Origin of the sequence: Aequorivita aurantiaca (assembly GCF_030410135.1) — a bacterium.
GTDB classification, from domain to species: Bacteria; Bacteroidota; Bacteroidia; order Flavobacteriales; family Flavobacteriaceae; genus Aequorivita; species Aequorivita aurantiaca.
This window is the reverse complement of record NZ_JAUGQQ010000001.1, coordinates 593,384-618,613: the sequence shown is the minus strand read 5'-3', so window position 1 is coordinate 618,613 and position 25,230 is coordinate 593,384. Positions and strand designations below refer to the sequence as shown.

General features: G+C 39.5%; 24 protein-coding genes and 1 tRNA gene. 15 read left to right on the top strand and 10 right to left on the bottom strand.

Features of this window, described 5'->3' with window-relative positions; genetic code table 11:
• Nucleotides 1-5: 5 nt before the first annotated feature.
• The gene (gene polA / locus QRD02_RS02860) at nucleotides 6-2,846 is read left to right on the top strand and encodes a DNA polymerase I (protein ID WP_290253386.1); all 2,841 of its coding nucleotides are present in this window, start codon (nucleotides 6-8) and stop codon (nucleotides 2,844-2,846) included.
• A gap of 97 nt (nucleotides 2,847-2,943) precedes the next feature.
• On the opposite strand, the gene QRD02_RS02855 is transcribed toward polA, so the two are convergent.
• Entirely contained in the window at nucleotides 2,944-3,414 is a 471-nt protein-coding gene (locus tag QRD02_RS02855; RefSeq protein ID WP_290253385.1) for a lipocalin family protein, read from the bottom strand.
• A 228-nt stretch (nucleotides 3,415-3,642) separates the two neighbouring features.
• On the opposite strand from QRD02_RS02855, the gene QRD02_RS02850 reads away from it, so the two are divergent.
• The 6 genes from QRD02_RS02850 to tsf all read left to right on the top strand — a co-directional run bounded on the left by QRD02_RS02850 (nucleotide 3,643) and on the right by tsf (nucleotide 8,683).
• Nucleotides 3,643-3,822, top strand: coding sequence for a T9SS type A sorting domain-containing protein (locus QRD02_RS02850; protein ID WP_290253384.1), 180 nt, complete (start codon nucleotides 3,643-3,645; stop codon nucleotides 3,820-3,822).
• Between the two features lie 85 nt (nucleotides 3,823-3,907).
• Nucleotides 3,908-5,467 carry a T9SS type A sorting domain-containing protein gene (locus tag QRD02_RS02845; protein ID WP_290253383.1) on the top strand — a complete coding sequence of 520 codons (1,560 nt, stop codon included), beginning with the start codon at nucleotides 3,908-3,910 and terminating at the stop codon, nucleotides 5,465-5,467.
• Nucleotides 5,468-5,690: 223 nt separating this feature from the next.
• Complete coding sequence (rplM, locus tag QRD02_RS02840) at nucleotides 5,691-6,149, top strand: 50S ribosomal protein L13 (RefSeq protein ID WP_290253382.1); 459 nt, start codon at nucleotides 5,691-5,693, stop codon at nucleotides 6,147-6,149.
• Nucleotides 6,149-6,535 (top strand): 30S ribosomal protein S9, encoded by a 387-nt coding sequence (rpsI, locus tag QRD02_RS02835; RefSeq protein ID WP_290253381.1) that lies wholly within the window; start codon nucleotides 6,149-6,151, stop codon nucleotides 6,533-6,535. Before rplM ends, rpsI begins: the two co-directional genes overlap by 1 nt.
• Before the next feature lie 199 nt (nucleotides 6,536-6,734).
• The gene (gene rpsB, locus QRD02_RS02830; protein WP_290253380.1) at nucleotides 6,735-7,619 is read left to right on the top strand and encodes a 30S ribosomal protein S2; all 885 of its coding nucleotides are present in this window, start codon (nucleotides 6,735-6,737) and stop codon (nucleotides 7,617-7,619) included.
• Between the two features lie 98 nt (nucleotides 7,620-7,717).
• A complete protein-coding gene (tsf, locus tag QRD02_RS02825; RefSeq protein WP_290253379.1) occupies nucleotides 7,718-8,683 on the top strand; it encodes a translation elongation factor Ts in 966 nt (321 codons plus the stop codon).
• A gap of 72 nt (nucleotides 8,684-8,755) precedes the next feature.
• On the opposite strand, the gene QRD02_RS02820 is transcribed toward tsf, so the two are convergent.
• The gene (locus QRD02_RS02820; protein WP_290253378.1) at nucleotides 8,756-10,150 is read right to left on the bottom strand and encodes a T9SS type A sorting domain-containing protein; all 1,395 of its coding nucleotides are present in this window, start codon (nucleotides 10,148-10,150) and stop codon (nucleotides 8,756-8,758) included.
• Nucleotides 10,151-10,328: 178 nt separating this feature from the next.
• Between QRD02_RS02820 and pyrH the strand changes: the two genes are divergently transcribed.
• The 7 genes from pyrH to QRD02_RS02785 all read left to right on the top strand — a co-directional run bounded on the left by pyrH (nucleotide 10,329) and on the right by QRD02_RS02785 (nucleotide 19,277).
• Nucleotides 10,329-11,036, top strand: coding sequence for a UMP kinase (gene pyrH, locus QRD02_RS02815; RefSeq protein WP_290253377.1), 708 nt, complete (start codon nucleotides 10,329-10,331; stop codon nucleotides 11,034-11,036).
• A gap of 101 nt (nucleotides 11,037-11,137) precedes the next feature.
• Nucleotides 11,138-11,692 (top strand): ribosome recycling factor, encoded by a 555-nt coding sequence (gene frr, locus QRD02_RS02810; RefSeq protein ID WP_290253376.1) that lies wholly within the window; start codon nucleotides 11,138-11,140, stop codon nucleotides 11,690-11,692.
• A 91-nt stretch (nucleotides 11,693-11,783) separates the two neighbouring features.
• On the top strand, nucleotides 11,784-13,067 hold the full coding sequence (locus QRD02_RS02805; protein ID WP_290253375.1) for a DUF5686 family C-terminal domain-containing protein: 1,284 nt from the start codon (nucleotides 11,784-11,786) through the stop codon (nucleotides 13,065-13,067).
• A 109-nt stretch (nucleotides 13,068-13,176) separates the two neighbouring features.
• Nucleotides 13,177-15,564 carry an efflux RND transporter permease subunit gene (locus tag QRD02_RS02800; protein ID WP_290253374.1) on the top strand — a complete coding sequence of 796 codons (2,388 nt, stop codon included), beginning with the start codon at nucleotides 13,177-13,179 and terminating at the stop codon, nucleotides 15,562-15,564.
• 112 nt (nucleotides 15,565-15,676) lie between these two features.
• Nucleotides 15,677-17,119 (top strand): asparagine--tRNA ligase, encoded by a 1,443-nt coding sequence (gene asnS, locus QRD02_RS02795; protein WP_290253373.1) that lies wholly within the window; start codon nucleotides 15,677-15,679, stop codon nucleotides 17,117-17,119.
• 89 nt (nucleotides 17,120-17,208) lie between these two features.
• Entirely contained in the window at nucleotides 17,209-18,672 is a 1,464-nt protein-coding gene (gene rpoN, locus QRD02_RS02790) for an RNA polymerase factor sigma-54 (RefSeq protein WP_290253372.1), read from the top strand.
• Nucleotides 18,672-19,277 carry a hypothetical protein gene (locus QRD02_RS02785; RefSeq protein ID WP_290253371.1) on the top strand — a complete coding sequence of 202 codons (606 nt, stop codon included), beginning with the start codon at nucleotides 18,672-18,674 and terminating at the stop codon, nucleotides 19,275-19,277. The genes rpoN and QRD02_RS02785 overlap by 1 nt, the downstream gene beginning before the upstream one ends.
• Here the strand turns inward: QRD02_RS02785 and QRD02_RS02780 are convergent.
• The 8 genes from QRD02_RS02780 to QRD02_RS02745 all read right to left on the bottom strand — a co-directional run bounded on the left by QRD02_RS02780 (nucleotide 19,272) and on the right by QRD02_RS02745 (nucleotide 24,606).
• Complete coding sequence (locus QRD02_RS02780) at nucleotides 19,272-19,976, bottom strand: porin family protein (RefSeq protein ID WP_290253369.1); 705 nt, start codon at nucleotides 19,974-19,976, stop codon at nucleotides 19,272-19,274. The genes QRD02_RS02785 and QRD02_RS02780 overlap by 6 nt on opposite strands.
• Nucleotides 19,977-20,078: 102 nt before the next feature.
• Entirely contained in the window at nucleotides 20,079-20,552 is a 474-nt protein-coding gene (locus QRD02_RS02775) for an ExbD/TolR family protein (RefSeq protein ID WP_290253368.1), read from the bottom strand.
• Nucleotides 20,553-20,562: 10 nt separating this feature from the next.
• Nucleotides 20,563-21,192 (bottom strand): ExbD/TolR family protein, encoded by a 630-nt coding sequence (locus QRD02_RS02770; protein ID WP_290253367.1) that lies wholly within the window; start codon nucleotides 21,190-21,192, stop codon nucleotides 20,563-20,565.
• Nucleotides 21,192-21,617, bottom strand: a complete 426-nt coding sequence (locus tag QRD02_RS02765) for a hypothetical protein (RefSeq protein WP_290253366.1) — start codon at nucleotides 21,615-21,617, stop codon at nucleotides 21,192-21,194. The genes QRD02_RS02770 and QRD02_RS02765 overlap by 1 nt, the downstream gene beginning before the upstream one ends.
• 12 nt (nucleotides 21,618-21,629) lie before the next feature.
• On the bottom strand, nucleotides 21,630-22,439 hold the full coding sequence (locus tag QRD02_RS02760) for a MotA/TolQ/ExbB proton channel family protein (RefSeq protein ID WP_290253365.1): 810 nt from the start codon (nucleotides 22,437-22,439) through the stop codon (nucleotides 21,630-21,632).
• 119 nt (nucleotides 22,440-22,558) lie between these two features.
• Nucleotides 22,559-22,646, bottom strand: a tRNA-Ser gene (locus tag QRD02_RS02755).
• Between the two features lie 152 nt (nucleotides 22,647-22,798).
• Nucleotides 22,799-23,827, bottom strand: a complete 1,029-nt coding sequence (locus tag QRD02_RS02750; RefSeq protein WP_290253364.1) for an asparaginase — start codon at nucleotides 23,825-23,827, stop codon at nucleotides 22,799-22,801.
• 14 nt (nucleotides 23,828-23,841) lie between these two features.
• Nucleotides 23,842-24,606 (bottom strand): TatD family hydrolase, encoded by a 765-nt coding sequence (locus QRD02_RS02745; protein ID WP_290253363.1) that lies wholly within the window; start codon nucleotides 24,604-24,606, stop codon nucleotides 23,842-23,844.
• A gap of 49 nt (nucleotides 24,607-24,655) precedes the next feature.
• Between QRD02_RS02745 and QRD02_RS02740 the strand changes: the two genes are divergently transcribed.
• Entirely contained in the window at nucleotides 24,656-25,090 is a 435-nt protein-coding gene (locus QRD02_RS02740; protein ID WP_290253362.1) for a retropepsin-like aspartic protease family protein, read from the top strand.
• Nucleotides 25,091-25,230: the final 140 nt, after the last annotated feature.

Here is a 25,230-nt window from a genome sequence, read left to right as displayed (position 1 = left end):
CATTCATGTCCACCCAAAAACGACTTTTCCTTCTCGATGCCTACGCCCTAATCTTCCGTGGCTATTTCGCATTTATAAAAAATCCAACCATAAACAGTAAAGGGCAGGATACCTCGGCCATTTTGGGATTTATGAATTCCCTTTTTGATGTTATCCGCCGCGAGCGTCCCGACCATTTGGCCGTGTGTTTTGACAAGGATGGCAGCGCGGAACGAACTGAACTTTTTGCGGAATACAAAGCAAACCGCAACGAAACGCCCGACGTTATTCGCCAATCCATCCCAATTATTCAGGAAATAATAAAGGCAATGCACATTCCCTGCGTTGAACTTTCGGGTTTGGAGGCTGACGATATTATAGGAACTCTCGCGCAACAGGCCGAAAAACAGGGGTACCAAGTTTTTATGGTTACGCCCGATAAGGATTTTGGGCAGTTGGTTTCTGAAAATATTTTTATGTACCGCCCCGCGCGAATGGGCAATGCCATTGAAATTTGGGGCATACCGGAGGTGCAGAAACGTTTCGGAGTGGAACGCCCAGAGCAGGTAATTGATTATTTGGGAATGATGGGCGATGCCAGCGATAATATTCCCGGATTGCCCGGCGTTGGCGAAAAGACGGCTATGAAATTTATTGCTGAATTTGGCTCTATGGAGAATCTTTTGGCAAATACCGATAAGCTGAAAGGTGCGATGAAGGCGAAAGTTGAAGCCAACGCAGAACTGGGTTTGCTTTCTAAAAAGCTCGCTACCATTTGCACCACTTGCGACGTTACATTTAATGAAAAGGATTACGAACTATCGATGCCCGATGGCGAAAAAGTGCAGCAGATTTTTGAGGAGTTGGAATTCCGCAGACTGAAGGAGCAGTTTTTGAAATTGTTTTCTGAGGAAGGCACTACGGAAAGGGTTACACAGATTTCGAATTCGGAAACGGCAAAACGGGCCACCGCAACTTCGGCGGGCAGCGGACAGTTTTCACTTTTTGGCGGCGACAATGAAACTGCCACAGAAATAAAAAGTTTCAACAGTCGGGCAACCATTGAAAATACCGAACATTTTTATCAAACCGTTCAACCCGGAATGGGCAGAAAATTGTTTCTTCAGAATTTGATGAAACAGAAAAGTGTGTGTTTTGATACGGAAACTACAAGCATAAATTGCATTGAAGCGGAACTGGTTGGCATTGCGTTTTCTTGGGAAAAAGGGAAGGGATTTTATGTGCCATTCCCAGAAAACAAACTCGATGCCCAGCTTTTAATTGAGGAATTGCGACCCTTTTTTGAGGATGAAACTATTGAGAAAATCGGACAGAATTTGAAATATGATTTCAAAATGCTGGCAAAATATCACGTAAATGTAAAAGGGAAACTTTTTGATACCATGCTCGCGCACTATTTAATAAACCCCGATATGCGCCATAATATGGACGTTTTGAGCGAAACCTACCTGAATTATACTCCCGTTTCCATCGAAGCGCTTATTGGCAAAAAGGGTAAAAATCAATTAAGTATGCGTGACGTGCCGATTGAAAAACAGACCGAATATGCCGTTGAGGATGCCGATGTTACGTTTCAATTAAAGGAACATTTTGTGAACGAATTGGGTGAGGCCAATACCCAAAAACTTTTTGATGAAATTGAAGTGCCACTGCTCCGGGTTTTGGCCGATATGGAATTGGAAGGCATCAATCTCGACGAGGATTTTCTGAAAAAACTTTCCAAGGAATTGGATAAGGATATCCTTCAGCTTGAACAACACATTTACGAAGAGGCTGGCGAGACTTTCAATATCGCCTCCCCAAAACAATTGGGCGAAATTCTTTTCGAAAAAATGAAGTTGATCGATAAACCGAAAAAAACCAAAACCGGGCAATATTCCACGGCGGAAGATGTACTTTCATTTTTGGCAAAAGACCACAAAATTATCCGCGATGTACTGGAATACCGCGGACTTTCAAAATTGAAAAGCACTTATGTGGATGCGCTTCCTGGGCAGGTTGAAAAATCGACCGGCCGCGTGCATACAGATTATATGCAAACTGTGGCTGCAACGGGACGTTTGAGTAGCAATAATCCAAATCTTCAAAATATACCAATTAGAACCGAGCGTGGACGCGAAGTTCGGAAAGCATTTATTCCTCGAAACGAAGATTATGTTTTGATGGCGGCGGATTATTCACAAATAGAATTGCGCATTATTGCTGCACTAAGCGAAGAAGATACGATGATTGAAGCTTTCAGAAAAGGAGAGGATATTCACGCTTCCACGGCTTCAAAAGTTTTTAATGTGCCGATAGATGAAGTGACGCGCGAGCAACGAAGCAATGCAAAAACGGTGAATTTCGGGATTGTTTACGGCGTTTCCGCTTTCGGATTGAGCAACCAAACCGATCTTTCCCGAGGCGAGGCGAAAGATTTGATTGAGACGTATTATAAAACCTACCCAAAACTCCGGAATTACATAAGCGAACAAATTCAGTTTGCGCGTGAAAATGGCTATGTGGAAACGGTTATGGGCCGAAGACGTTATTTAAAGGACATCAATGGAAGCAACCAAGTGGTGCGCGGTGCCGCGGAACGAAATGCCGTAAATGCCCCAATTCAAGGAAGTGCTGCGGATATTATTAAAATAGCGATGATTAATATCCACCAAAAACTTTCCGAAGAAAACTACAAAAGCAAGATGTTGCTTCAAGTACACGATGAACTTGTTTTTGATGCCTTCAAACCCGAACTGGAAAAATTAAAAACGATGGTAAAACACGAAATGGAAAATGCTTATAAGCTAACCGTGCCGCTGGATGTTGATTTGGGCTTTGGGGAGAATTGGTTGGAGGCGCATTGATAATTTTCAATTTCTCATAGTGCGGTTCACATATCTACATAAAAAAATGACGTTTCTCTTGAAACGTCATTTTCATATTCTTTAAAAAGAAATTATTTTAATCTTTTTGGTAAACAAATTCAATATCGCCATACTCCTCATAGTCAAATGTTGCTTTTAAAACATTATTGTTCAAATTAATAGTGGTAGTGTTAACTTCGGGCCCAGTGGCCGTGTTTATAGTGGTAGTCAACTGGTTTCCGTTTAATTCATAACTACCGGCATTTGTTACGGTACCATTACATACATAAACTATTTCACCGTTAACTTCCTCGGCTTCCACCCTACTGAAGTTTTGCGTAAATGATCCATTTGCGTTGAAGGTTATATCACCCTCAAAGCAGGGTACTTCAACAATAAAATTAGGGTCGGCGGTACCGTCATTATTAAAATCCACAGGCGCGCCCAAATTTGCTTGGGTCAAGGTCCAAGAACCTTCGAGATTGATTTCAGAAGAAGAAGAATCATCATCGGAAGAACATGATGCGAACAAAATCGCCATACATAATACACTCATTAATCGTTTCATAATATTAAAGTTTACTGTTAGGAATGTCAAATGAAATAATTCCGAGATTTGTAGCGTAACTATTTATTAAATGCTTAAGTAACATTTAGGATAGTTTTATAGGGAAATTAAGAAACTCTTAACTTTTTGTTTTTTCGGAAGAAGAAATTCATTATTTTATGCAATTAAATTCATTCTATTTGAGATGAAAAAAATTACGCTTTTAGCTTTATTCCGTATTTATAATAAATGCCCAGGACAACAATAGACCAAGTAAACATTTACACCATGACGGGCAGCAAAGTGTTGCAACTGAATGTTGAAACCGTTTCCCCTACCGTGGATGTTTCCAACTTGGCTTCAGGCGTTTATTATATTCAACTGTATTCCGGGAAAAATGTGGCGTTGAAAAAGTTTGTGAAGGATTAATTTTTTAATTCAAACTTTAGGATTTTTCATTTAAAAAAATTGTATCTTACTAACTGATAGTAGGTTAAATTTAAATTCCATTATTATGAAAACTACGACTACTCTTTTAGCACTATTGCTTTCTTTACTTACCATTAACGCCCAAGACCCACACATTCAATGGCAAAAAACTATTGGTGGCAGTGGCACAGAACTTTTATGGTCCATAATAGAAACCACGGATGGTGGAATTTTTATTGGCGGAACTTCAGATTCAAATATCTCTGGAGAAAAGACTGAAGATTCTAGAGGAGGACAAGACTTTTGGGTACTAAAACTAGATAATAATGGTAATATCCTCTGGCAGAAAACTTATGGCGGTAGTGCCGATGACGTCCTTGTTTCAGCCCTTCAGACTAGTGAAGGCGGGTTTATTATTGGGGGAGTTTCTAAGTCGGACATTTCTGGTGATAAAACTGAAAATTCTAGAGGAGATGATGATTACTGGATCTTGAAATTAAACTCCAATGGAAATATAGAATGGCAAAAAACATTTGGTGGTAACGAATATGATAGACTGGGTTCACTAGTAAAAACAAATGACGGAGGTTATTTATTGGCCGGTCATTCCCATTCTCCTATATCTGGTGACCGTACGGTAGCGCGGCAAGGTTTTTCTGATGCTTGGGTTCTAAAATTAGATTCATCTGGAGCAATTATGTGGCAAAATGCATACAATATTGAAAATGCAGTTACAGTTTATGGCCTAGACAAAACTAATGATGGGGGTTTTATTATAAGTTCAAATTTAGACATTAGCGGTAACCCATTAGATCCCTTTTGGATACTAAAAATAGATGCTTCTGGAAATCAGGTTTGGGATAGAATTATAAGCGGGGATAAAATAGACTTATATCCTAAAATAAAATCAACTACAGATGGTGGTTATATTGTGGCTGGAGGTTCAAATTCTGATGCTGTTGGCGACAAAACCGAAGACGCAATAAATGGATCTTTTGATTATTGGGTTTTGAAATTAGATGAAACTGGAAATATTATTTGGCAAAATACAATTGGAGGTGCAGTCAATGAAAATATTCATTCAATCGCTGAAAGCAACGACGGGGGTTATTTTTTATCTGGAAATTCAAATTCCGATATATCTGGCGATAAAACAGAGAATTCCATTGGAGGTTCAGATTTTTGGGTTGTTAAAATTAATAATGTAGGCATCATTGAATGGCAAAATACAATTGGTGGTGGAGGATCCGAACATGGCGGAAATTCAATTCAAACGAGTGATGGAGATTTTTTAACGGTTGGATATTCCAATTCAGATATTTCGGGAGATAAGACTGAAAATTCTAGAGGGGGATTTGATTACTGGATCATAAAACACGACGCGACCCTAGGGATAAATGAAAATGTTTTTGCTTCTACAATATCAATTTATCCAAACCCCGTAAAAAATATATTGCAGGTTAATAGCCAAGACAAAATTATTGACAAAATAAATATATACAGCATTTTGGGCAGCCTAGTGCGACAACTGGATGTTGAAACCGTTTCCCCAACAGTGGATGTTTCAAGCCTAGCTTTAGGCGTTTATTATATTCAATTGTATTCCGGGAAAAATGTGGCGTTGAAAAAGTTTGTGAAAGAATAAGCTTTTGAAAACGATCCCGATAGTTATCGGGAGGAAAACGAAACAGTCCTTTATCCTACGTCTTTCAGCGAAGCGGTCTTAAGTCTTTTTCACAACAAAATTTATTTCCCACCTCTTGCTTTTCAAATAAATAACCTTACATTTGCACCCCTCTTAGACAAAATCTGTTTTGTTTGAGGGTGAGAAAACAATGATTTTATTAACCTTTTTGACAAAAAACTAAATGGATACATTAAGTTACAAAACAGTATCTGCTAACAAGAATACCGTTGTAAAAGAATGGTTGCTAGTAGATGCGGACGGCCAGGCATTGGGTCGTCTTGCTACCCAAGTTGCAGTATTGCTGCGCGGAAAGCACAAGCCAAGTTTCACCCCTCACGTAGATTGTGGTGATAACGTAATTATTATTAATGCCGGCAAGGTAAACCTAACCGGAAACAAATGGAACGACAAAACGTACATCCGCCACACGGGCTATCCTGGTGGACAACGCAGCCTTACCGCTACGGAGATGTACAAAAAAGATCCTGCAAGGCTTATTGAAAAAGCTGTAAAAGGGATGCTTCCAAAAAACAAATTGGGAGCAGAAATGTTCAGAAACCTGAAAGTGTATGCTGATGCAAACCACGGACAGGAAGCTCAAAAACCTCGAACTATTAACCTTATTAACAACAGCAAATAATGGAAACCATCCACAAAATAGGCAGAAGAAAAACCGCTGTTGCACGTGTGTACCTTAAAGAAGGTAAAGGAAACATCACCATCAACAAGCGTGAGTTAGAAAATTATTTTCCAACGGGAACCCTTCAGTATAAAGTGAAACAACCCTTAACACTTACAGATAACGAAAAAACTTTCGACATCACCGTAAACGTGTTTGGCGGTGGAATTACAGGACAGGCCGAAGCAATTCGCCTTGCCATTTCCCGCGCTATGTGCACTTTAAATGACGAAAACCGCGGAATCTTGAAACCAGAAGGTTTGCTTACACGAGATCCAAGAATGGTAGAACGCAAGAAATTCGGACAGAAAAAAGCCCGTAAGAAATTCCAGTTCTCTAAACGTTAATAAATTATTGGGTTATTGTGTTACTGGGTTATTACAAACAATTAATAACTCAGTAACCAATAATTTAAAACCAAGTTCATATTCATTATTAATTAAAAAGCTGTTAACTCGAAAAATTCGGGAGTTAGTTTAGCATCTAAACCAAATTCATTTTTAGAAACGGTTGCTATCCTTTCACAGAACGTAAACTAAAACAAAAATGGCAAAAAAAGTAGAAGTAAAAGACTTACTTGAAGCTGGTGTGCATTTTGGCCACCTTACCCGCAAATGGAACCCGAACATGGCGCCTTATATCTATATGGAGCGCAACGGGATCCACATTATCAACCTTTACAAAACCGCTGCAAAAATCCAAGAGGCCAATGAAGCCCTTAAAAAAATTGCAGCCAGTGGACGCAAAATCCTTTTTGTAGCTACCAAAAAACAGGCGAAAGACATTGTTGCTGAAAAAGCAAAGAACGCGAACATGCCCTACATCACTGAAAGATGGCCCGGTGGTATGCTTACCAACTTTGTAACTATCCGTAAGGCCGTAAAGAAAATGGCTTCTATAGATAGAATGAAGCAGGACGGAACTTTCAACACCCTTTCAAAGAAAGAGCGTTTGGCCGTTGATCGTCTTCGCGCAAAATTGGAAAAGAACCTAGGTTCCATTTCTGATATGAGCCGTCTTCCCGCAGCACTTTTTATTGTTGACACCACCCGTGAGCATATTGCGGTTGCTGAAGCACTAAAACTTAATATCCCAATTTTCGCAATGGTTGACACTAACAGCGATCCACGATCTATTGATTATGTAATTCCAAGTAATGATGACGCTTCAAAATCTATTGAAAGCGTTATGGGCTTTGTTTCCGAAGCCATTATTGAAGGTCTTTCCGAAAGAAAATCGGGCAAGGAAGAAGATGAGGACGAGGAAGAAGGAATGGCAAAGAAAGCGAAAACTCCGAGAACTGATGGCAAAAGAGCACGAACTAACGTAGAAGTTCCTTCCACAGATGGAGAAGATGTTGAGGCAATGGAGGAAGCAAAGCAGCCTGTTCGTCAAAAATCGAAAAAGGAAGTTCTTAACGAAGAAGAATAATAACGGTATCTTAAAATTTAAAAGTCGTTTGGTTCTTTTCTTTACTGAAAACATATTGAACGACTTTTTTTAATCTTAAACTTTTAAAATTTAAAAAAATGGCAAACATAACAGCCGCAGAAGTAAATAAACTTAGACAAGCCACCGGCGCCGGAATGATGGACTGTAAAAAGGCATTGGTAGAGGCAGACGGAAATATGGAAGAAGCAATCACCATCCTTAGAAAAAAAGGACAGAAGATTGCCGAAAAAAGAGCAGACCGCGATTCCAGCGAAGGTGTTGCAACAGCAAAAGTGAATAGTGATAACACTAAAGGAGTGGCTATTTCCTTGAACTGCGAAACGGATTTTGTTGCTAAAAATGATTCTTTCGTTGAAATGGCAAACAAAATGGCCGAGATTGCATTGAACACTTCTTCAAAAGAAGAATTTTTGAATTCAAAGTTTGATGGCATTACCGTTGCGGAGAAATTAACTGAACAAACTGGTGTAATTGGTGAAAAAATCGAGATTGGTGGCTACGAAATTTTGGAAGCTCCATTCGTTGGTTCCTACGTTCACGGTAACAAAATTGCTGCGTTAACAGGTCTTTCAAAATCTGTGAACAACGCTGAGGAATTGGCGAAGGATGTATCGATGCAAGTGGCTTCAATGGGCGCTTCTACCCTTTCGTACAAAGATTTTGACCCAGCTTTTATTGAATCAGAAACTGAGGCAAGAATTGCTGAAATTGAAAAGGAAAACATTGAGCTTGGCCGTTTGGGCAAGACACTTAAAAACGTTCCTAAGTACATTTCAAGAGCACAATTGACTCCAGAAGTTTTGGCGCAGGCTGAAGCTGACGCAAAAGCGGAATTGAAAGCTGAAGGCAAGCCAGAGCAAATTTGGGATAAAATCCTTCCAGGAAAAATTGAGCGTTTTATTAGCGACAATACTACAATGGATCACGAAAAAGCGTTGCTTGACCAAAATTTTATTAAAGACGACAAAAAGAACGTTGCAGATTACGTAAAAACGTATGGCGATGTTGAGGTTGTTGGCTTTAAGAGAGTTTCTTTGGCATAAGCTTTTCAACATATTTAAAACAAAAGAGGCTGATTAATTTCAGCCTCTTTTTTTATGGTATTATTTCAAGAGTTATTCTTTCACAATCTTCTTAACTGCCTTTTTTCCTTCGGAAGAAATAACTGCCATATAGATTCCGGTTGTTAAATAACCCAAATTCAATTCTGCCTTTTTACCCAAAGAGGGAATTTCTAAAACTTTCCTCCCAGTTAAGTCAAAAATTTGAATCTTATCAATTTGCGAACTGGCTTCAACAAATATGGTTTTCGAAGTTGGGTTTGGATATAGCACTATTTCGTTTTGAGTTAAATCTTCAAGACCTAAATTAGTTCGTACCCCAAAGATAGTTTCATAGGAATTACCGCCAAAATCCGCCGAAACGGTATATACTCCGGTTGGCCAAGAAGCATCCACTGGGAAATTCCATTGTGCCCACGCCGCTGTGTAATCTGGCCAAGGGGAATCAAAGTCATACTCATAAAGAATGCTGTTGTCCGGTTTTCTAACTGTGATATGGGTATTGGAATTTAATTGGAGATCGCGATAAAATATTCGGAATCTGATGGTTTCTCCATTTTCAAAATTCAGTTCCTCATAGGTATTTTCAGCTACGCCACACTCTGAGTCAAAATTGTCTGAGTTATGGGTGGAGAGCGTTAATATTTCGGGAACAAAATAATCCGGCTGATCAATCCACCAGCTATCTGCATTCAAATTATTGCAAGGCCCAGCATAGGGGTCTATTCTAGAAACGCTAGCATCATAAACCTCAAAATGCAAGTGGGGTATGTCACTGCTACCCGAGCTACCGGCATGGCCTAAAAATTCTCCCACTTCTACCGTATCGCCCACCTCTTTAGACGTTAGTGAACCATCTTTAAAATGCCAATAAAATGTTCGGGAACCATCAGCATGGATTAGTTGTATTCCATTCCAATTGTTATTTCCGTTATTTTCACAGCCGCGGTCAAAATTGCCATCTCTTTTAACTTCAATGGTTCCAGCGGCAGCGGCAATTATTTCCATGACATTCTCATCCATTTTTTTCCATGGATACGGCCATACTACATAATCAGTGCCTTTGTGATTGCTGTTAGCTTGATCATAGGTTCTTTGCCCACAATTGTAATCCAGCAAATTTCCGTTAGGCGTTATGTTATGATCCACTTGGTTAAACAGGGAATAGTACCCATAATCGCTAAAACCTTGTTTGGGTTTAAACGGCAGTATAAATAAAGGATGCGCCCCGCGATGTTCATAAACATTCGGGTTTTTTTTAAGAATAGCAGGCTTGTTATAATCTATTTCCTGCCAAATCTCGGCTCGTTGCGCATCGGATATACATTCCGTTTTCGGCAAGGAAACGGGATGAAAAGTAACGGAACTTGCGGGAGCTTGTAAATCCAGGTTTTGAGCTGTCATAAAATATGAACCGCCCAATAATAAAAAAAGTAATTGTATTTTCATTTTGATGGTTTTTAAAAGGTTAATTGAATCACTACTTAGGAATCGGAATGCTTTGGAAAATGTCATCAAAAAAAATCCGGTTATGGCCATTTGGAGAACGACTACTTCTGAACTACTTTTTTCCAATTCTCACATCGCATCAATAATTTTCTTTATTTTTGCGCTGTAAAAAAAGGACATGTACTACAAAAGAATTCTTTTAAAACTTTCCGGTGAAGCCTTGATGGGTGACCAACAATATGGTATAGATCCCGTTCGGCTTAAAGAATATGCACACGAAATAAAACAGATTATCAACAAAGGTGTGGAAGTTGCCATCGTTATAGGTGGCGGAAATATTTTTAGAGGTCTTTCCGGTGCCAGCAGTGGCATGGACAGAGTGCAGGGGGACCACATGGGCATGCTTGCAACCGTTATAAATGGATTGGCATTGCAAAGCGCGTTGGAGAATGAGGAAGTTGCCACACGGTTGCAAAGCGCCATAAACATAAATGAAGTTGCCGAGCCTTTTATCCGAAGAAAAGCCATTCGCCATTTGGAAAAAGGACGCGTTGTTATTTTCGGCGGAGGAACGGGAAATCCTTATTTTACTACTGATTCGGCTGCAGTTCTACGCGCCATAGAAATAGGCGCAGATGTTATTTTAAAAGGAACCCGCGTGGACGGAATTTATACCAGCGATCCCGAAAAAGACAAGCTTGCAACAAAATTCGATTTTATCAGTTTTGAAGATGTGTTGCAGAAAGGCCTGAAGGTCATGGACACGACCGCCTTCACCCTTAGCCAGGAAAATGAATTACCAATTATAGTTTTTGATATGAACACAAAAGGAAATTTGTTGAAAGTGGTTTCCGGAGAAAAGATCGGGACAAAAGTGAATTTGTAGTCCCCTTACTCCCAATGGGAAAAAATAAATATAAAAATTAAGTTTAATTAAAAGGTACCCGCCGCAGTTTATATTGAGCGGAGTCGAAATTCGGGCATGTTATGGAAGACGAAATAGATTTTTTAATTGATGGCGCCAAAGAAGCAATGGGCAATGCCATAAAACATCTTGAAAAAGAATTGGTGAACATTCGCGCCGGCAAAGCGTCACCGGCAATGGTTGGAAGCGTTATGGTGGATTATTATGGAAGCCAAACGCCCCTGAGCCAAGTGGCAAACGTGAGCACTCCTGATGGAATGACTATTACCATACAACCGTGGGAGAAAAACATGATTCCAGAAATTGAGCGCGGCATCCATTTGGCCAACATTGGTTTTAACCCCATGAACAATGGTGAAAGTGTTATTATTTCAGTTCCGCCATTAACGGAGGAACGCCGAAGGGATTTAGCAAAACAAGCCAAAGCCGCTGCCGAGGAAGCAAAAATTGGAGTCCGCAATGACCGGAAAAACGCCAACAATGAGCTTAAAGGTTTGGAAATTTCGGAAGATTTGAAGAAAAGTCTGGAAGAGGATATTCAGGAAATGACCAATCAACATATTAAAAAAATCGATGAGATTTTAGCGAAAAAAGAAAAAGAAATAATGACAGTCTAAACTTCTGTTTTCGTTAAACTATATACAATAAAGCGGCTACTATGCCGCTTTCTTTTTACTTTTAAACCAAAAGAAACTTCCCAATAATCTTATGCGTATACTAATATTTCTTCTTTCATTGCTGATAACAATTTCGGCTTTTGGGCAAGAAACCAATGGAACGGAGAAGGATTCTGTTTCAGGAATAAAAAAAACAATCGCTGACTTTTCCGAGAAAAAAGGACATCCGTTCACCACCGGTTATCTTCCCGTTGGTTTTTTCGACATAGATCTCAAAACATTATTTAAATACAATATACACGAAGGATTACGATTGGGAATCGGTGGGGTTACCAATGAAAAATTATTTGAGAACTACAACCTTGGCGGCTATGTGGCATACGGGTTTAAAGACCAAACATTTAAATATAGCCTGGGCGGGAGCGCTCTTTTAAATAAAGAGAAAAAAGCTTGGGTAAGCCTTTATTATGTTGATGATATCAAAGAAATAGGCACGTATGATTTCTTGACCGACGCCAGATTTTATTCTCTTTTTGAACCGCGATTGCTAAATATTATTCAGTTTTATAAATACACCAAGTGGCAGGCCAACATACAAAGCGAACTTTCGCCAAAAATTCTCACCGAGCTACGGGTACAACATTCCGATGTTGGCAATTTCGAGGAATATTATTTCATTAATGACGGCAGGGGCTATAACGAATACCAGCTCGCAGAAGCAATTCTGGCTTTTCGTGTGAAATTGCGGACTGATTCCATTGTGAATTCCGATGGAAAGAAAGTGGCCACGGATGTTTTGCCAAAAGTGAGCGCCCAAATTACTAAAGGGTTTAAGGGAATTGCAGGAAGTGATTTCAATTATGCGAAGTTTGGGTTAAAATTGGACTACGATATTGAAAGGAAAAATTTGTCCCGAACCAGTTTTTTATTGCAGGGAGTGCTTGCCAATGGGGATGTTCCGTTAACTCATTTATTCCATGCGTTTCCCAACCAACCCACTAAGGAAAGGCTTTTCAATAGATTTTCGGTGGCGGGGGTGCAGAGTTTTGAAACCATGTATTTTGGGGAATTCTATTCCGATAAACTGGCGATGTTCCAATTGAAGCATACGTTTAGAAGATTTAAGCTCGCAAAAAATTGGAAACCAGAATTGGTCTTGCTATCACGGCACGCTATTGGCGAAATGAGCAATCCGGAAGATCACTTTGGAATTTCCTTTAACCAGCTGGACCATTTTTACAACGAAGCCGGTTTTGAACTCAACAAGATTGCCCTTGGTTTCGGGCTTAGCTTTGCATACCGTTATGGTTTTTATAATTTACCGGATTTAGAGGATAATATTTCCTTTAAGTTTACATTCAATCTGAAGCTGTAGGCAGTTCGCATTGGCCTTTTGCTGAATGTTGTATCCAAATTCCCAAAAAAAAAAAAATGCCCTACTAATTGGGAATACTTACCTTTGTTGATACTATAAAAAAATTGTTTTGAACAAACTTTTCAGCATTGGTTTTTGGGGTTGGGTTGCGCGCTTTATACTACGCAACCGCACCTGGATTTTATTGGTTATTTTAAGCATTACCATCCTACTGGCACTGCAGTGGAAAAACATGCGCTTCACTTATACCGAGGCAAATCTGCTTCCGGACGACCATCCCATCAATCTGGAATATGACCAATTTCTATCACACTTCGGGGAAGAGGGCAATTTAATTGTAATGGGTGTAAAAGATTCATCACTTTTTACACCAAAGAATTTTGCGGCATGGAACAAGCTAACGCAGGACATTGAAAAATTCAATGAAGTGGAATTAACCCTTTCTGTGGGAAACCTTAAAAAGCTTGAAAAAAAGACGGATACCACAGGTTTTGTACTCGTGCCATTCATTCAGGATTCGGTTTTTACTGATGCATCGCTTGCACAATACAAGGACGAACTGTTCAACAAGCTTCCGTTTTATGACGGCCTAATCTACAGCCCCGACAAACAAAGCATTCGCTCGGCAATTTACATGAAAAAGGAAATTGTGAACACGGCAGCCCGAAAGGATTTTGTGATAGAGGATTTAATACCATTGATCAAAAAATTTGAGTCCGAAACTGGCATAACAGTTTATACCTCCGGAATGCCATACATCCGCACCCTCAATTCCCAGAGCATCATTGATGAAATAGGCCTGTTTATTGGTGCGGCGCTGTTTGTTACTTCCCTCATTTTCTTTTTCTTCTTCCGTTCCGTCCGGGCTACGATAATTTCCATGGTCACAGTTATAATTGGAGTTATGTGGTCCTTCGGGTTCTTGGGACTGATGCATTATGAAATTACTGTACTTACGGCACTCATTCCGCCACTTATCATTGTAATTGGAATCCCCAACTGCATTTTCCTTATAAACAAATACCAACAGGAAATTAGACTTCACGGAAATCAGGCAAAATCTTTACAGCGGGTAATTACCAAAATTGGAAACGCAACGCTAATGACCAATCTCACCACTGCTTCCGGTTTTGCCACTTTTATTTTGGTGAAAAGCGAGCTTTTAAGTGAATTTGGTATTGTGGCCTCCATCAACATTGTGGCCATCTTTTTGTTGAGTCTGCTCATTATTCCCATTATTTACAGTTATATGCCTGTGCCGAAGGAGAAGCACCTAAAGCATTTGAACAGAATATGGATCAACCAATTTGTACTCTGGATAGAACGCATGGTTCGCGACCGGCGCATCACTATTTATATTGTTGCCGTGCTTTTACTCTGCACGAGCATAATTGGTATTTTCAACATTAAAATTTCGGGAAGCATAATTGAGGATATGCCGAAGAATACTGGCTTCTTTGATGATATCCGCTTTTTTGAGAGGGAATATGAAGGCATTATGCCTCTGGAAATTATGGTGGACACCAAAAAGAAAAAAGGCGTCATGAGTCTTTCCACCCTAAAACGCATAGATGAACTACAGGACCATATTAAGGAAATCCCTGAGTTTGCGAAGCCGCTATCCGTTGTTGAACTGGTGAAATATTCAAAACAAGCCTATTACAACGGCAATCCAGAATACTATCAGCTTCCGAACAGCCAAGAAAAAAATTTCATTTTAAGCTACGCCAAAAGCAGCGGCACCAATGCCAACCTATTGAGCAGCTATGTGGATAGTACGGGTCAATTTGCACGCATTACTACTTTCATGAAAGATACCAAACCAGACAGGTTTGACCGCATAGAGGAAAACCTTCACAATGAAATAAACAAAGTTTTTCCGCCGGAGCGCTATAATGTTTCGGTTACGGGCAAAGCCTTGGTATTTCAAAAAGGAACACATTATTTAGTGAACAATTTAATTCTTTCACTTTCGCTGGCCATTTGCCTAATTGCAATATTTATGGCCTGGATGTTCAGAAGCTTTAAAATGATTTTGGTTTCGCTAATTCCCAATCTCCTCCCGTTAATCATTACAGCCGGGGTAATGGGGTTTGTGGGCGTGCCGATAAAACCTTCCACAATTCTGGTTTTTAGCATTGCCTTCGGAATTTCCGTGGATGACACCATTCACTTTTTGGCCAAATACCGGCAGGAACTCATCGCCAATAATTGGAAAATAAAAAAATCGGTCTACGCGGCACTGCGGGAAAGCACCGTGAGTATGTTCTATACTTCCATTGTTCTTTTCTTCGGCTTTTCCGTATTCACCATTTCCAGTTTTGGCGGCACGGTTGCCTTGGGAGCATTGGTTTCCATCACATTGCTTTTCGCAATGTTGTCCAATTTGCTGTTGCTGCCCGTCCTCCTTCTTTCGTTGGAAAAAAGTATCGCCAATAAAGAAACGATGAAAAAACCGGCAATGGAAATCTTGACGGACGAGGAAGAGGATTTGTAATTCTTCATTCTTTGTTCGGGCATTTTTTATGGCCCATTTGCGTTTTTTGGAATTTGGTATTTTCTTTTTTGGAAATATTTTGAAGTATATTTGCTCCTCTTAAAAAATGACCATGCAAGACAAAACAATAGCTAAATTGTTGAAAAGCGAAAAGACCCATGTGGAGGTAACAGTTCGCGGTTGGGTACGCTCCTTCAGAAGTAACAGGTTTATAGCCCTGAATGACGGTTCCACAATCAAAACCCTGCAATGCGTTGTAGATTTTGAAAATTTTAGCGAAGAATTGCTTAAAAAAGTAAACGTTGGCGCCGCAATAGAAGTGAAAGGAACGTTGGTGGAAAGCCAGGGCCAAGGTCAGAATATTGAAATACAAGTTTCAAAATTGACCATTTTGGGCGAAGCAAATCCGGAGGACGTAAAACTCACCATTCTTTCTCCCAAAAAGCACTCACTCGAAACCCTTCGTGAGCAGGCCCATTTGCGAATTCGAACCAATACCTTTGGCGCCGTAATGCGAACCCGATCAAAACTGGCTTTTGCGGTTCACCAATATTTTCAGAAAAACGGGTTCAACTATATGCATTCACCCATTATAACCGGCAGCGATGCCGAAGGTGCCGGCGAAATGTTCAGGGTTACCGCACTAGATGCCAGAAACCCGCCACTCGATGAAAAAGGGAACGTAAATTTTAAGGAAGATTTTTTTGAAAAAGAGGCCAATCTCACAGTAAGTGGGCAACTTGAAGCCGAAACTTATGCCATGGCCCTTGGCAAAGTATATACCTTCGGACCAACTTTTAGGGCCGAGAATTCCAACACAAGCCGCCACCTCGCAGAATTTTGGATGATAGAACCGGAAGTAGCATTTAACGATTTGGACGCCAACATGGATCTGGCTGAGGATTTTATAAAATACGTAATAAACTATGCCTTGGAAAACTGTGCGGATGATATTGAATTTCTCGAAAATCGATTGTTGGAAGAAGATAAGACAAAACCTCAGGCGGAACGTAGTGAGATGAAACTTCGTGAGAAGTTACATTTTATACTTGAAAATAACTTTAAACGAGTAAGTTACACCGAGGCTATTGATATTTTGAAAAATTCAGCCCCCAACAAAAAGAAGAAGTTCAAATATATAATTGAGGATTGGGGTGCGGATCTACAAAGCGAACACGAGCGATTTTTGGTTGAAAAACATTTCAAAACCCCTGTTATCCTTTTCGATTATCCGGCAAATATAAAATCATTTTATATGCGCCTAAATGACGATGGAAAAACTGTTCGAGCAATGGACGTGCTATTTCCGGGCATTGGTGAAATTGTTGGCGGTTCGCAGCGGGAGGAACGCTATGATGTGCTCCTGGAAAAAATGAAAACCATGAATATTGACAAAGAAGAATTGTACTGGTATCTGGATCTGCGAAAGTTCGGAACAGCCGTGCACAGTGGTTTCGGACTTGGGTTTGAACGTTTGGTACAGTTCACTACCGGCATGTCCAACATTCGTGATGTTATTCCTTATCCAAGGACTCCCGGCAACGCAGAGTTCTAAATTTTAAAACATAAGATTGTATTAAAACTGGCTACTTAACTATTTTAGTAGCTGGTTTTTTTTAACTTTATGAAGAAGTAAAATTAATCATGTTAAAACAACAATTAAGCTTTAAACTTTCCCAAAAATTATCTCCTCAACAAATACAGTTGATGAAGATGATTCAATTGCCCACACAAGCATTTGAACAACGAATTGCCCAGGAATTGGAAGAAAATCCGGCACTGGAAGGCGGAAAAGAAGAAAGTGAAAATTTTGATGATGAGTTTAACAATGATCAGTTTGATGAGAATTTTGACGAAGGCAATGAAGTGATTGAAACCGATATAAACGTTGATGATTACTTAAGCGATGATGAAATACCGAGTTATAAACTTTCCGCGAACAACTATAGCGCTGACGATGAAGAAAGGCAAATGCCTTATGCCGCCGGAACCTCCTTTACACAATATTTAATGCAACAACTAAGCACCTATCGGCTTGATGAGGAGGAAGAAGAAATTGCGCAATTTCTAGTTGGTAGTGTGGATGAAAGTGGCTACATAAGAAGGGAAATTCAAGACATTGTTGATGATTTGGCTTTCACCCAGAACGTCTACACTACTGAAGACAAGGTTGAAAAAGTCCTTAAAATAGTTCAGGAATTAGATCCCGCAGGCGTTGCGGCTCGTGATTTGCAAGAGTGCCTCCTGCTTCAGCTTGAGCGGAAAGAACCTACGCCCTCGGTTACCTTGGCCATAAATATCATTGAAGATTCCTTCGATCAGTTCAGCAAAAAGCATTACAAAAAACTCATACAAAAATTCGACGTTTCCGAAGATCAATTGCGGGATGCCATTCATGAAATCGAAGGTTTAAATCCAAAACCAGGTGGCACCTATTCCGGAAACACAAGAATAGTGGAGCACGTTGTTCCAGATTTTGCAATAAAAATTATTGACGGCGAATTGGATTTAACCTTAAACGGACGAAATGCTCCTGAACTTCACGTGAGCCATGATTACACCAATATGCTGAAAGGCTACAAAGAGGCTAAGGAAAAATCTAAAGCACAGAAGGATGCCGTGCTTTTCATTAAACAAAAATTGGATGCCGCAAAATGGTTCATCGATGCCATAAAACAACGGCAACAAACCCTTTTCGTTACAATGAATGCCATTATGCATTACCAAGAAGAATACTTTTTGAGTGGGGATGAACGAAAACTCAGGCCAATGATCCTAAAAGATATTGCGGACAAAATTAATATGGACGTGTCCACCGTTTCACGCGTGGCTAATAGTAAATATGTTGACACACCTTACGGCACAAAACTGATTAAGGACTTTTTCAGCGAATCCATGAAAAATGACCAAGGCGAGGACGTTTCAACTAAGGAAATCAAAAAAATTCTTGAAATAACTATTTCCGAAGAGAACAAACGCAAACCGCTTACGGACGATAAATTGGCCAAAATCCTGTTGGAAAAAGGATATCCCATTGCACGACGGACCATCGCAAAATATAGAGAACAACTGGATTTGCCGGTGGCAAGACTACGAAAGGAAATTTGATGAACCTATTTCTAAAAGCTGCATCTTATATTTTTCACCCTTTGTTGATGCCTTTGTTGGGCACTTTTCTCTATTACAGTGTCACACCAAAATACGTAGACCCACAATTAATCCGTGTAGAATTTTTTGCTATTGCCATTATAACACTCTTAATTCCCATTGTAATCTTTTTCCTTTTGAAAAATTTAAAGGTGGTTGAAACTATTTATTTAAAGGAAGTAAAAGAGCGCAAATTTCCATTAATGATTCAGTGCATTTTATTACTGCTCATTCTAAAAATGGTGTTTGATCCATACGAAGATGCGGAGCTGTATTATTTTTTTGTCGGCATTCTTTTCTCTGCCTTCAGCGCATTAATAATGGTATTCTTTAAGTTGAAGGTAAGTTTGCATCAAATGGGAGTAGCTGGAATATTAATGTTCATTGTGGGCTTGAGTGCCCATTTTAAGATAAACTTGCTAATTTCCATAAGCTTTTTTCTTTTTGTAAACGGCTGGGTAGCTTCCTCTAGGCTTAATAAGGATTCACACACTTATCCAGAGCTAGGAGCTGGGTTCCTTTTGGGCATCATCCCACAGTTTATTCTTTTTAATTTCTGGCTATAGAATATAAAACATCAACCCGAGTTTTAGTGTTCTATACTCAACCACAGCACCATCAATGGTTTCAGCATTTTTGAAGAAAGGATTGATGCTGTAGGAGGCAAACAAATTAAAAGTGCTATATCCAAAACTTAAGGTTGTAGAGAGCCGTAGCGGATCAAATTCAGCTATTTTAGTTTGGTTCACATTATTGCCGGACTGTTTAAAAGTTGCCTTGTACCAATATGCATAGCCAACTCTAAACCCAGCATACACCCGCCAAAATTTATAGGTTGAAGGTGTGGAAGTTCTCCATCTGAATTCCAGTGGGGCTTCAATAATAGCCATATTGAAACGATTACGATTATAATCTACATTTTCATCCAAAACTCTAAAAATAGTTTCATCATCATTAGTTTCGCCAATAAAGAGATTTTCACCAAATTGATCGAGAGCAATTCCCGCACCTATTGCCAAGGCTATATTTCGCCGGTTATTTAATGGAATATCCCTAAGAAAACCAAATTGAATTCCACCGGAAAGACCTCGCGCGTTTACGCCATCGGGCATGTCCAAAAGGGCATTGTAGGTGATACCGACATAAAACTGGTCCTCCCTATACAAAGAATCGACAGTAGCACGCTGAATTGTATCCTGCGATAATATTGTACAGACCGGAAAGATTAAAAATATTGGTAGAAAAAATTTTAATATCCTTTGCATGCCCGTAAAGATATATGTAATTTTTTAAAAATAATGCGAATAAAAAAACGCCTTGAGCCTAAAAAGATAGGTCAAGGCGCTATGAATTATTTTTCAAATCGCTTATTGCGTTACTTCATTTCCAGGAGTGGTGATGTAAATTATTTTCAACATATTTAGATCCCGCAATTCCTGTTTAATGTCCGTGACCATTCCAGTATTTGTTTTCTCATCAACTTTTAGCGCAACCATTACTTTGTCCTGTAGTTCAGGCAACAATTTTTGGCGCGCTTCGGTGAGTGCAAACTTAATATTGGAAAGGTCCGTGTACTTATCCCCAATTTGTATTTTAGCTTCTGAACCATATTTGTCCTGATATCTTGAACTTGGCTTTCCGGCATAAATATAAACTGATCGATCCTTTTTCAATTTTTCTACCTGATCAGCTTTCGGCAGTTTGTTTTGAACCAGCAAATTGTCATCACGCAATACGGTTACCACCATAAAAAAGAATAGTAACATAAATACAATATCCGGAAGGGATGCTGTAGAAATTGCTGGCAATTCGCTGCTTTTTTTCTTTGTGAATTTTGACATATTCTTAATATTATTGTCCCGATTTTTTAGGTTCTGCTTCTGAAAGTTTCTGTGGGAATAATTTTTGAATAGTCTCCAATTTTTCCTGCAAAGCTTCTTTGGCAGTTTCACCTTTTATTTTTCCTTCATCAAGATCCTTTGTCATTTCGGTAAATTTCCAGCCATATAGACGTTCTGATTCCCGGTCCCTTAAAAAATTATAAGCAGCAACAAGTTCATTTTGAACGGCTATGTACATTTTATAGGAGGTGAGGCGGTCATTTTGAACGGATATAACCGCTTTGTCAGGATTGTCCGACGACTCTGGATTTCTTTTACCCTTACAGTAGTTGCAGTATTCGGGGGAACCAGCTGGTGCTCCTCCGTTGTCAAGAAATGCAATGGCTGCTTCGCGTAAATCCTTAAGCTCCATTAATTTTTCTTCAACGAGTAACTGATCGCTTCGATTAACATTAACGATAAAAAGGTTTTTCTCCTTAATCTTTACCTGTTCGTCCGTTGGCGGTTCTTTGGGCGGTAACTGCCGTGCTATACCCTTGTCCTTTTCTATGGTGGTAGTCACCAAGAAAAAGATAAGCAAGAGGAAAGCGATGTCAGCCATCGACCCTGCATTTACTTCAGGTGTTGCTCTTCTTGCCATTATTTTGTTATTTTTTTAATTCCGCTAAAAACCATAGCGCCTACTGCCAATACTGCCAGTATATAGAATGCAATTAAACCAGTTCCAACCCATTTTGAGCCGCTTTCAGAAAGCATTTCACCCTCTTGCATTTCCATTGGCGAACTATCGGCCAATACATATGCTACCACTATTACAAGTAAAAAAGCCCCTACTGAAATCAATGTGTTCTTTATATTTCCGGCGAAAATTCCTTTCAGTACAAAAAATAATACAAATACTACAATAATAGCAAACGTTATATATGCCACATATAGGAACCCATCAACACCTTCACCTGTAGCGGTTACAGCCTCATCACCTTTTACGATGATCATTGCAAGAAATATAATCCCTGCAACGCTAAGAAGCAACGCTACTATTTTTAAAATTTTATGTAATGCCATCTTGTGGTTTGTTTAGATTTTGTTTTTTTGTTTGTAGTCGAACAGCATATCAATTAATGTTATGGAAGCATCTTCCATACTATTAACGATGCTATCAATTTTAGCAATAATATAATTGTAGAAAATTTGAAGGATGATGGCAACAATCAAACCAAATACCGTAGTTAGAAGAGCCACTTTAATACCTCCTGCTACAAGTGATGGGTTCATATCACCAGCTGCCTGAATTTTATCGAAAGCAATAATCATCCCGATTACAGTTCCCATGAAACCAAGCATTGGAGCCAAAGCGATGAAAAGGGATATCCAGGATACATTTTTTTCAAGTTGACCCATCTGCACGCCTCCGTATGCTACAACCGCCTTTTCAGCAATGTCAATACCTTCGTGGGCACGATCTAAACCTTGATAATAAATGGAGGCCACGGGGCCTTTAGTGTTACGGCACACTTCTTTGGCTGCGTCAATTCCACCACTGTTCAGGGCATCTTCAACATCTTGCGCTAATTTCTGTGTGTTTGTTGTAGAGAGGTTAAGATAAATAATTCTTTCAATAGCAATAGCCAAACCTAGAATAAGACACAAAAGCACGATTCCCATAAATCCAGGACCACCTTCAACAAAACGTTCCTTCAATTCTTGATGAAACCCCTTATCTGTATCGGCAGCGGGAGCCGCTTCATCTTGAATAATGGTGAATGTAGCTGCTGTTACCAAGGCTTGTGAACTGGTTGGCATTGTTTGCGCTGTTGCAGCATTTGCGTTTAAAGTGCCTGCAAAAACGATTGCGGCAAGCGCCAGAATAGAAAATAATTTTTTCATTGCTATCGACTTAAAGTTTGTTTTTAGTTAAAGGTTTAAAGATATAAAATAATTTAGTAAATCTACAAGAATATTAAGTACACTCGCTATGGGTGTGATAATAGGCTTTCGATTTATTGCAGAGAGGAAGGGATTCGAACCCTCGATACGCTTGTGGCGTATACACACTTTCCAGGCGTGCGCCTTCGACCACTCGGCCACCTCTCTAAAATTTTACGCCCCAACCCTAAAAGGTGCAAATGTACATTTCAAAAAATCTCTAGAAAATGACACCCTTTAGGGACGGAACGGCATTTTTATAAAACGAGTGCCAAATATCACAAAAAAAATAACGCCATAAAATAATTTAGCAGGTAAATTTATCGCATTTCTCCACGCAGGGAGGTTTCAAATATGGTTTTGAAGCTGTTAGCGGTAATTTTCTGTCCCAACAAATACATCAGTTTTGCCAGTGCCGCTTCTGTGGTACAATCATTTGCACTGATTACGCCCATTTTTTTGAGTTCTGTGCTAGTTTCATATAATCCCATGTTTACGCTTCCGCCACTACATTGGGTAACATTGATAACAGGTATGCCTTTTTTTATAACCTTTTTTAGGGAACTAATAAACCATTGGGCATTCGTAACATTACCACTGCCATATGTTTCAAGCACCAATCCTTTCATATCGGGAAAATCAAAAAGATATTCTATAGTTTTTTCATCCATCCCCGGAAACATCTTTATCAATACTATATTACTTTCCAAATTCGTATGCACCTTTAGTTTCTTTTTTCGATTTGGTTTGTAAAGCGATTCATCGTTAACCACTAAATTTACGCCGCTCTGTACCAATTCAGGGTAATTGAGAGAGGCAAAGGCCTCAAAATGCTCCGCATTGATCTTTGTGGTACGGTTGGCCCGATATAGTTTGTATTCAAAATAAAGACCGACCTCTGCGATTCTTGAAACGCCTTTTTCCTGAAGCGAGGCAATCTGGATGGAAGTAATCAAATTTTCTTTCGCGTCCGTACGCAAATCACCAATGGGTAGTTGCGAGCCCGTAAAAATTACGGGTTTACTCAAATTTTCCAACATAAAACTTAATGCGGAAGCGGTATAGCTCATAGTATCGCTGCCATGAAGCACTACAAATCCATCCATCCTTTCATAATTGGATTCAATAATTTTGGCAATATCCATCCAATATTTGGGGTTCATATTGGAACTATCAATCGGATTTGTAAAAGAAGTGGTAGTAATGTTGCAGTCCAACAATTTAAGTTCGGGAATGTAGCTCAACAACTCATTAAAGTTGAAATTGCGAAGTGCTCCCGTTTCAAAATCCTTGATCATTCCGATGGTGCCTCCGGTGTAAATGAGTAAAATGTTGGGTTTTTTTTTCATAATCATTAAACTATCTATATTCCAAAAACGGACTTGGAATTTTCTGTGGTTATGCGTGCCAATTCATTATGGGAGATACCATAAATTTCTCCAACCTTCTGAGAAATTAATGCCATATAGCTGCTCTCATTGCGTTTTCCCCGATACGGTACAGGCGCCAGATAAGGCGAATCGGTTTCCAGAACAATATGCTCTAATGGAATTTTTTCTAAAAAAGTATCAATTTTTCCATTTTTAAAAGTAATTACGCCGCCAATACCTAATTTCATATTATAGGATATGGCCCGCTCTGCCTGTTCGAATGTTCCGGTGAAACAGTGAAAGATGCCAAAAAGGTCGTTTGCTTTTTCGGTTTCCAGAACCTCAAAAATTTCATCGAAGGCATTCCGGCAATGGATCACAATGGGGAGTTTGTATTTTTTTGCCAGTTGAATCTGTTTTTTAAAGGCAATTTTCTGAATTTCCAAAGTGGTGCTATCCCAATATAGGTCTATTCCAATTTCCCCCACCGCGTAAAACCTTCGGGCTTGGAACTGCAGCTCCACATGGGCCAGCTCTTCCTCAAAATTTTCCTTAACCGAAGTTGGGTGCAGACCCATCATTAAAAATACATTTTTTGGATACTCCCTTTCCAGCGAATACATTGCTTGCGTATAAGTGGAATCAATAGCCGGGACAAAAAACCGGGTGATTCCCGCGTTTAGGGCCCGGTTCATCATTTCATTGCGGTCCCCATCAAATGCGTTGCTATATAAATGTGTATGTGTGTCGGTCAACATTGGGTGCAAAGCTACTTATTTTGTTTGCTATCTTTACACAAAAATATTGATGCAGTTACGCAATTTTCTTGAAAAACAAGGCTTCTTCCGAATTCCCCTTAAAAAATTAGCCACGGGACATTATCTTTTTTCGGCAAAAATAAACCAAGTTTTGGGCGATTTTATTTTGGACACCGGGGCCTCCACCAGCTGTGTCGGTTTCAAGCATAGCGCACATTTTCTGTTGATTAGTGAAGAGAGCATTATAAAAGCAGCCGGTGCAGGGGCTATAAATATGGAAACAATGCTATCCCGGAACAACGCTTTTAAGATTCAACATTGGGAAATAAAAAACATGGATTTTGTGCTTTTTGATCTTTCCCATGTTAATGAGGCATTGGCGCAGGTAAATGAAGGTCCTGTTCACGGAATTATTGGCGCAGATTTTTTGAAACACCATCGGGCCGTAATCGATTATGGCCGAAATTGCTTCTATATAAAATAGATTGGAGCTGTTGATATGGTTTATTTACAATAAATTAAGTACTTTTAACTTCATCTGAAATGTTTCCTTTGTGCTAAAAAATATAGGACTTTTATTATTAATTATATTCTTTTCCACCTCTTCTGGAAATTGTCAGGACA

What these genes read in the sequence shown, in the direction of transcription:
- polA (WP_290253386.1), top strand. Translation starts at nt 6, where the DNA reads ATGTCCACCCAAAAACGACTTTTCCTTCTCGATGCCTACGCCCTAATC.
- QRD02_RS02855 (WP_290253385.1), bottom strand. Translation starts at nt 3,414, where the DNA reads ATGAAACGATTAATGAGTGTATTATGTATGGCGATTTTGTTCGCATCA.
- QRD02_RS02850 (WP_290253384.1), top strand. Translation starts at nt 3,643, where the DNA reads ATGCCCAGGACAACAATAGACCAAGTAAACATTTACACCATGACGGGC.
- QRD02_RS02845 (WP_290253383.1), top strand. Translation starts at nt 3,908, where the DNA reads ATGAAAACTACGACTACTCTTTTAGCACTATTGCTTTCTTTACTTACC.
- rplM (WP_290253382.1), top strand. Translation starts at nt 5,691, where the DNA reads ATGGATACATTAAGTTACAAAACAGTATCTGCTAACAAGAATACCGTT.
- rpsI (WP_290253381.1), top strand. Translation starts at nt 6,149, where the DNA reads ATGGAAACCATCCACAAAATAGGCAGAAGAAAAACCGCTGTTGCACGT.
- rpsB (WP_290253380.1), top strand. Translation starts at nt 6,735, where the DNA reads ATGGCAAAAAAAGTAGAAGTAAAAGACTTACTTGAAGCTGGTGTGCAT.
- tsf (WP_290253379.1), top strand. Translation starts at nt 7,718, where the DNA reads ATGGCAAACATAACAGCCGCAGAAGTAAATAAACTTAGACAAGCCACC.
- QRD02_RS02820 (WP_290253378.1), bottom strand. Translation starts at nt 10,150, where the DNA reads ATGAAAATACAATTACTTTTTTTATTATTGGGCGGTTCATATTTTATG.
- pyrH (WP_290253377.1), top strand. Translation starts at nt 10,329, where the DNA reads ATGTACTACAAAAGAATTCTTTTAAAACTTTCCGGTGAAGCCTTGATG.
- frr (WP_290253376.1), top strand. Translation starts at nt 11,138, where the DNA reads ATGGAAGACGAAATAGATTTTTTAATTGATGGCGCCAAAGAAGCAATG.
- QRD02_RS02805 (WP_290253375.1), top strand. Translation starts at nt 11,784, where the DNA reads ATGCGTATACTAATATTTCTTCTTTCATTGCTGATAACAATTTCGGCT.
- asnS (WP_290253373.1), top strand. Translation starts at nt 15,677, where the DNA reads ATGCAAGACAAAACAATAGCTAAATTGTTGAAAAGCGAAAAGACCCAT.
- rpoN (WP_290253372.1), top strand. Translation starts at nt 17,209, where the DNA reads ATGTTAAAACAACAATTAAGCTTTAAACTTTCCCAAAAATTATCTCCT.
- QRD02_RS02785 (WP_290253371.1), top strand. Translation starts at nt 18,672, where the DNA reads ATGAACCTATTTCTAAAAGCTGCATCTTATATTTTTCACCCTTTGTTG.
- QRD02_RS02780 (WP_290253369.1), bottom strand. Translation starts at nt 19,976, where the DNA reads ATGCAAAGGATATTAAAATTTTTTCTACCAATATTTTTAATCTTTCCG.
- QRD02_RS02775 (WP_290253368.1), bottom strand. Translation starts at nt 20,552, where the DNA reads ATGTCAAAATTCACAAAGAAAAAAAGCAGCGAATTGCCAGCAATTTCT.
- QRD02_RS02770 (WP_290253367.1), bottom strand. Translation starts at nt 21,192, where the DNA reads ATGGCAAGAAGAGCAACACCTGAAGTAAATGCAGGGTCGATGGCTGAC.
- QRD02_RS02765 (WP_290253366.1), bottom strand. Translation starts at nt 21,617, where the DNA reads ATGGCATTACATAAAATTTTAAAAATAGTAGCGTTGCTTCTTAGCGTT.
- QRD02_RS02760 (WP_290253365.1), bottom strand. Translation starts at nt 22,439, where the DNA reads ATGAAAAAATTATTTTCTATTCTGGCGCTTGCCGCAATCGTTTTTGCA.
- QRD02_RS02750 (WP_290253364.1), bottom strand. Translation starts at nt 23,827, where the DNA reads ATGAAAAAAAAACCCAACATTTTACTCATTTACACCGGAGGCACCATC.
- QRD02_RS02745 (WP_290253363.1), bottom strand. Translation starts at nt 24,606, where the DNA reads ATGTTGACCGACACACATACACATTTATATAGCAACGCATTTGATGGG.
- QRD02_RS02740 (WP_290253362.1), top strand. Translation starts at nt 24,656, where the DNA reads ATGCAGTTACGCAATTTTCTTGAAAAACAAGGCTTCTTCCGAATTCCC.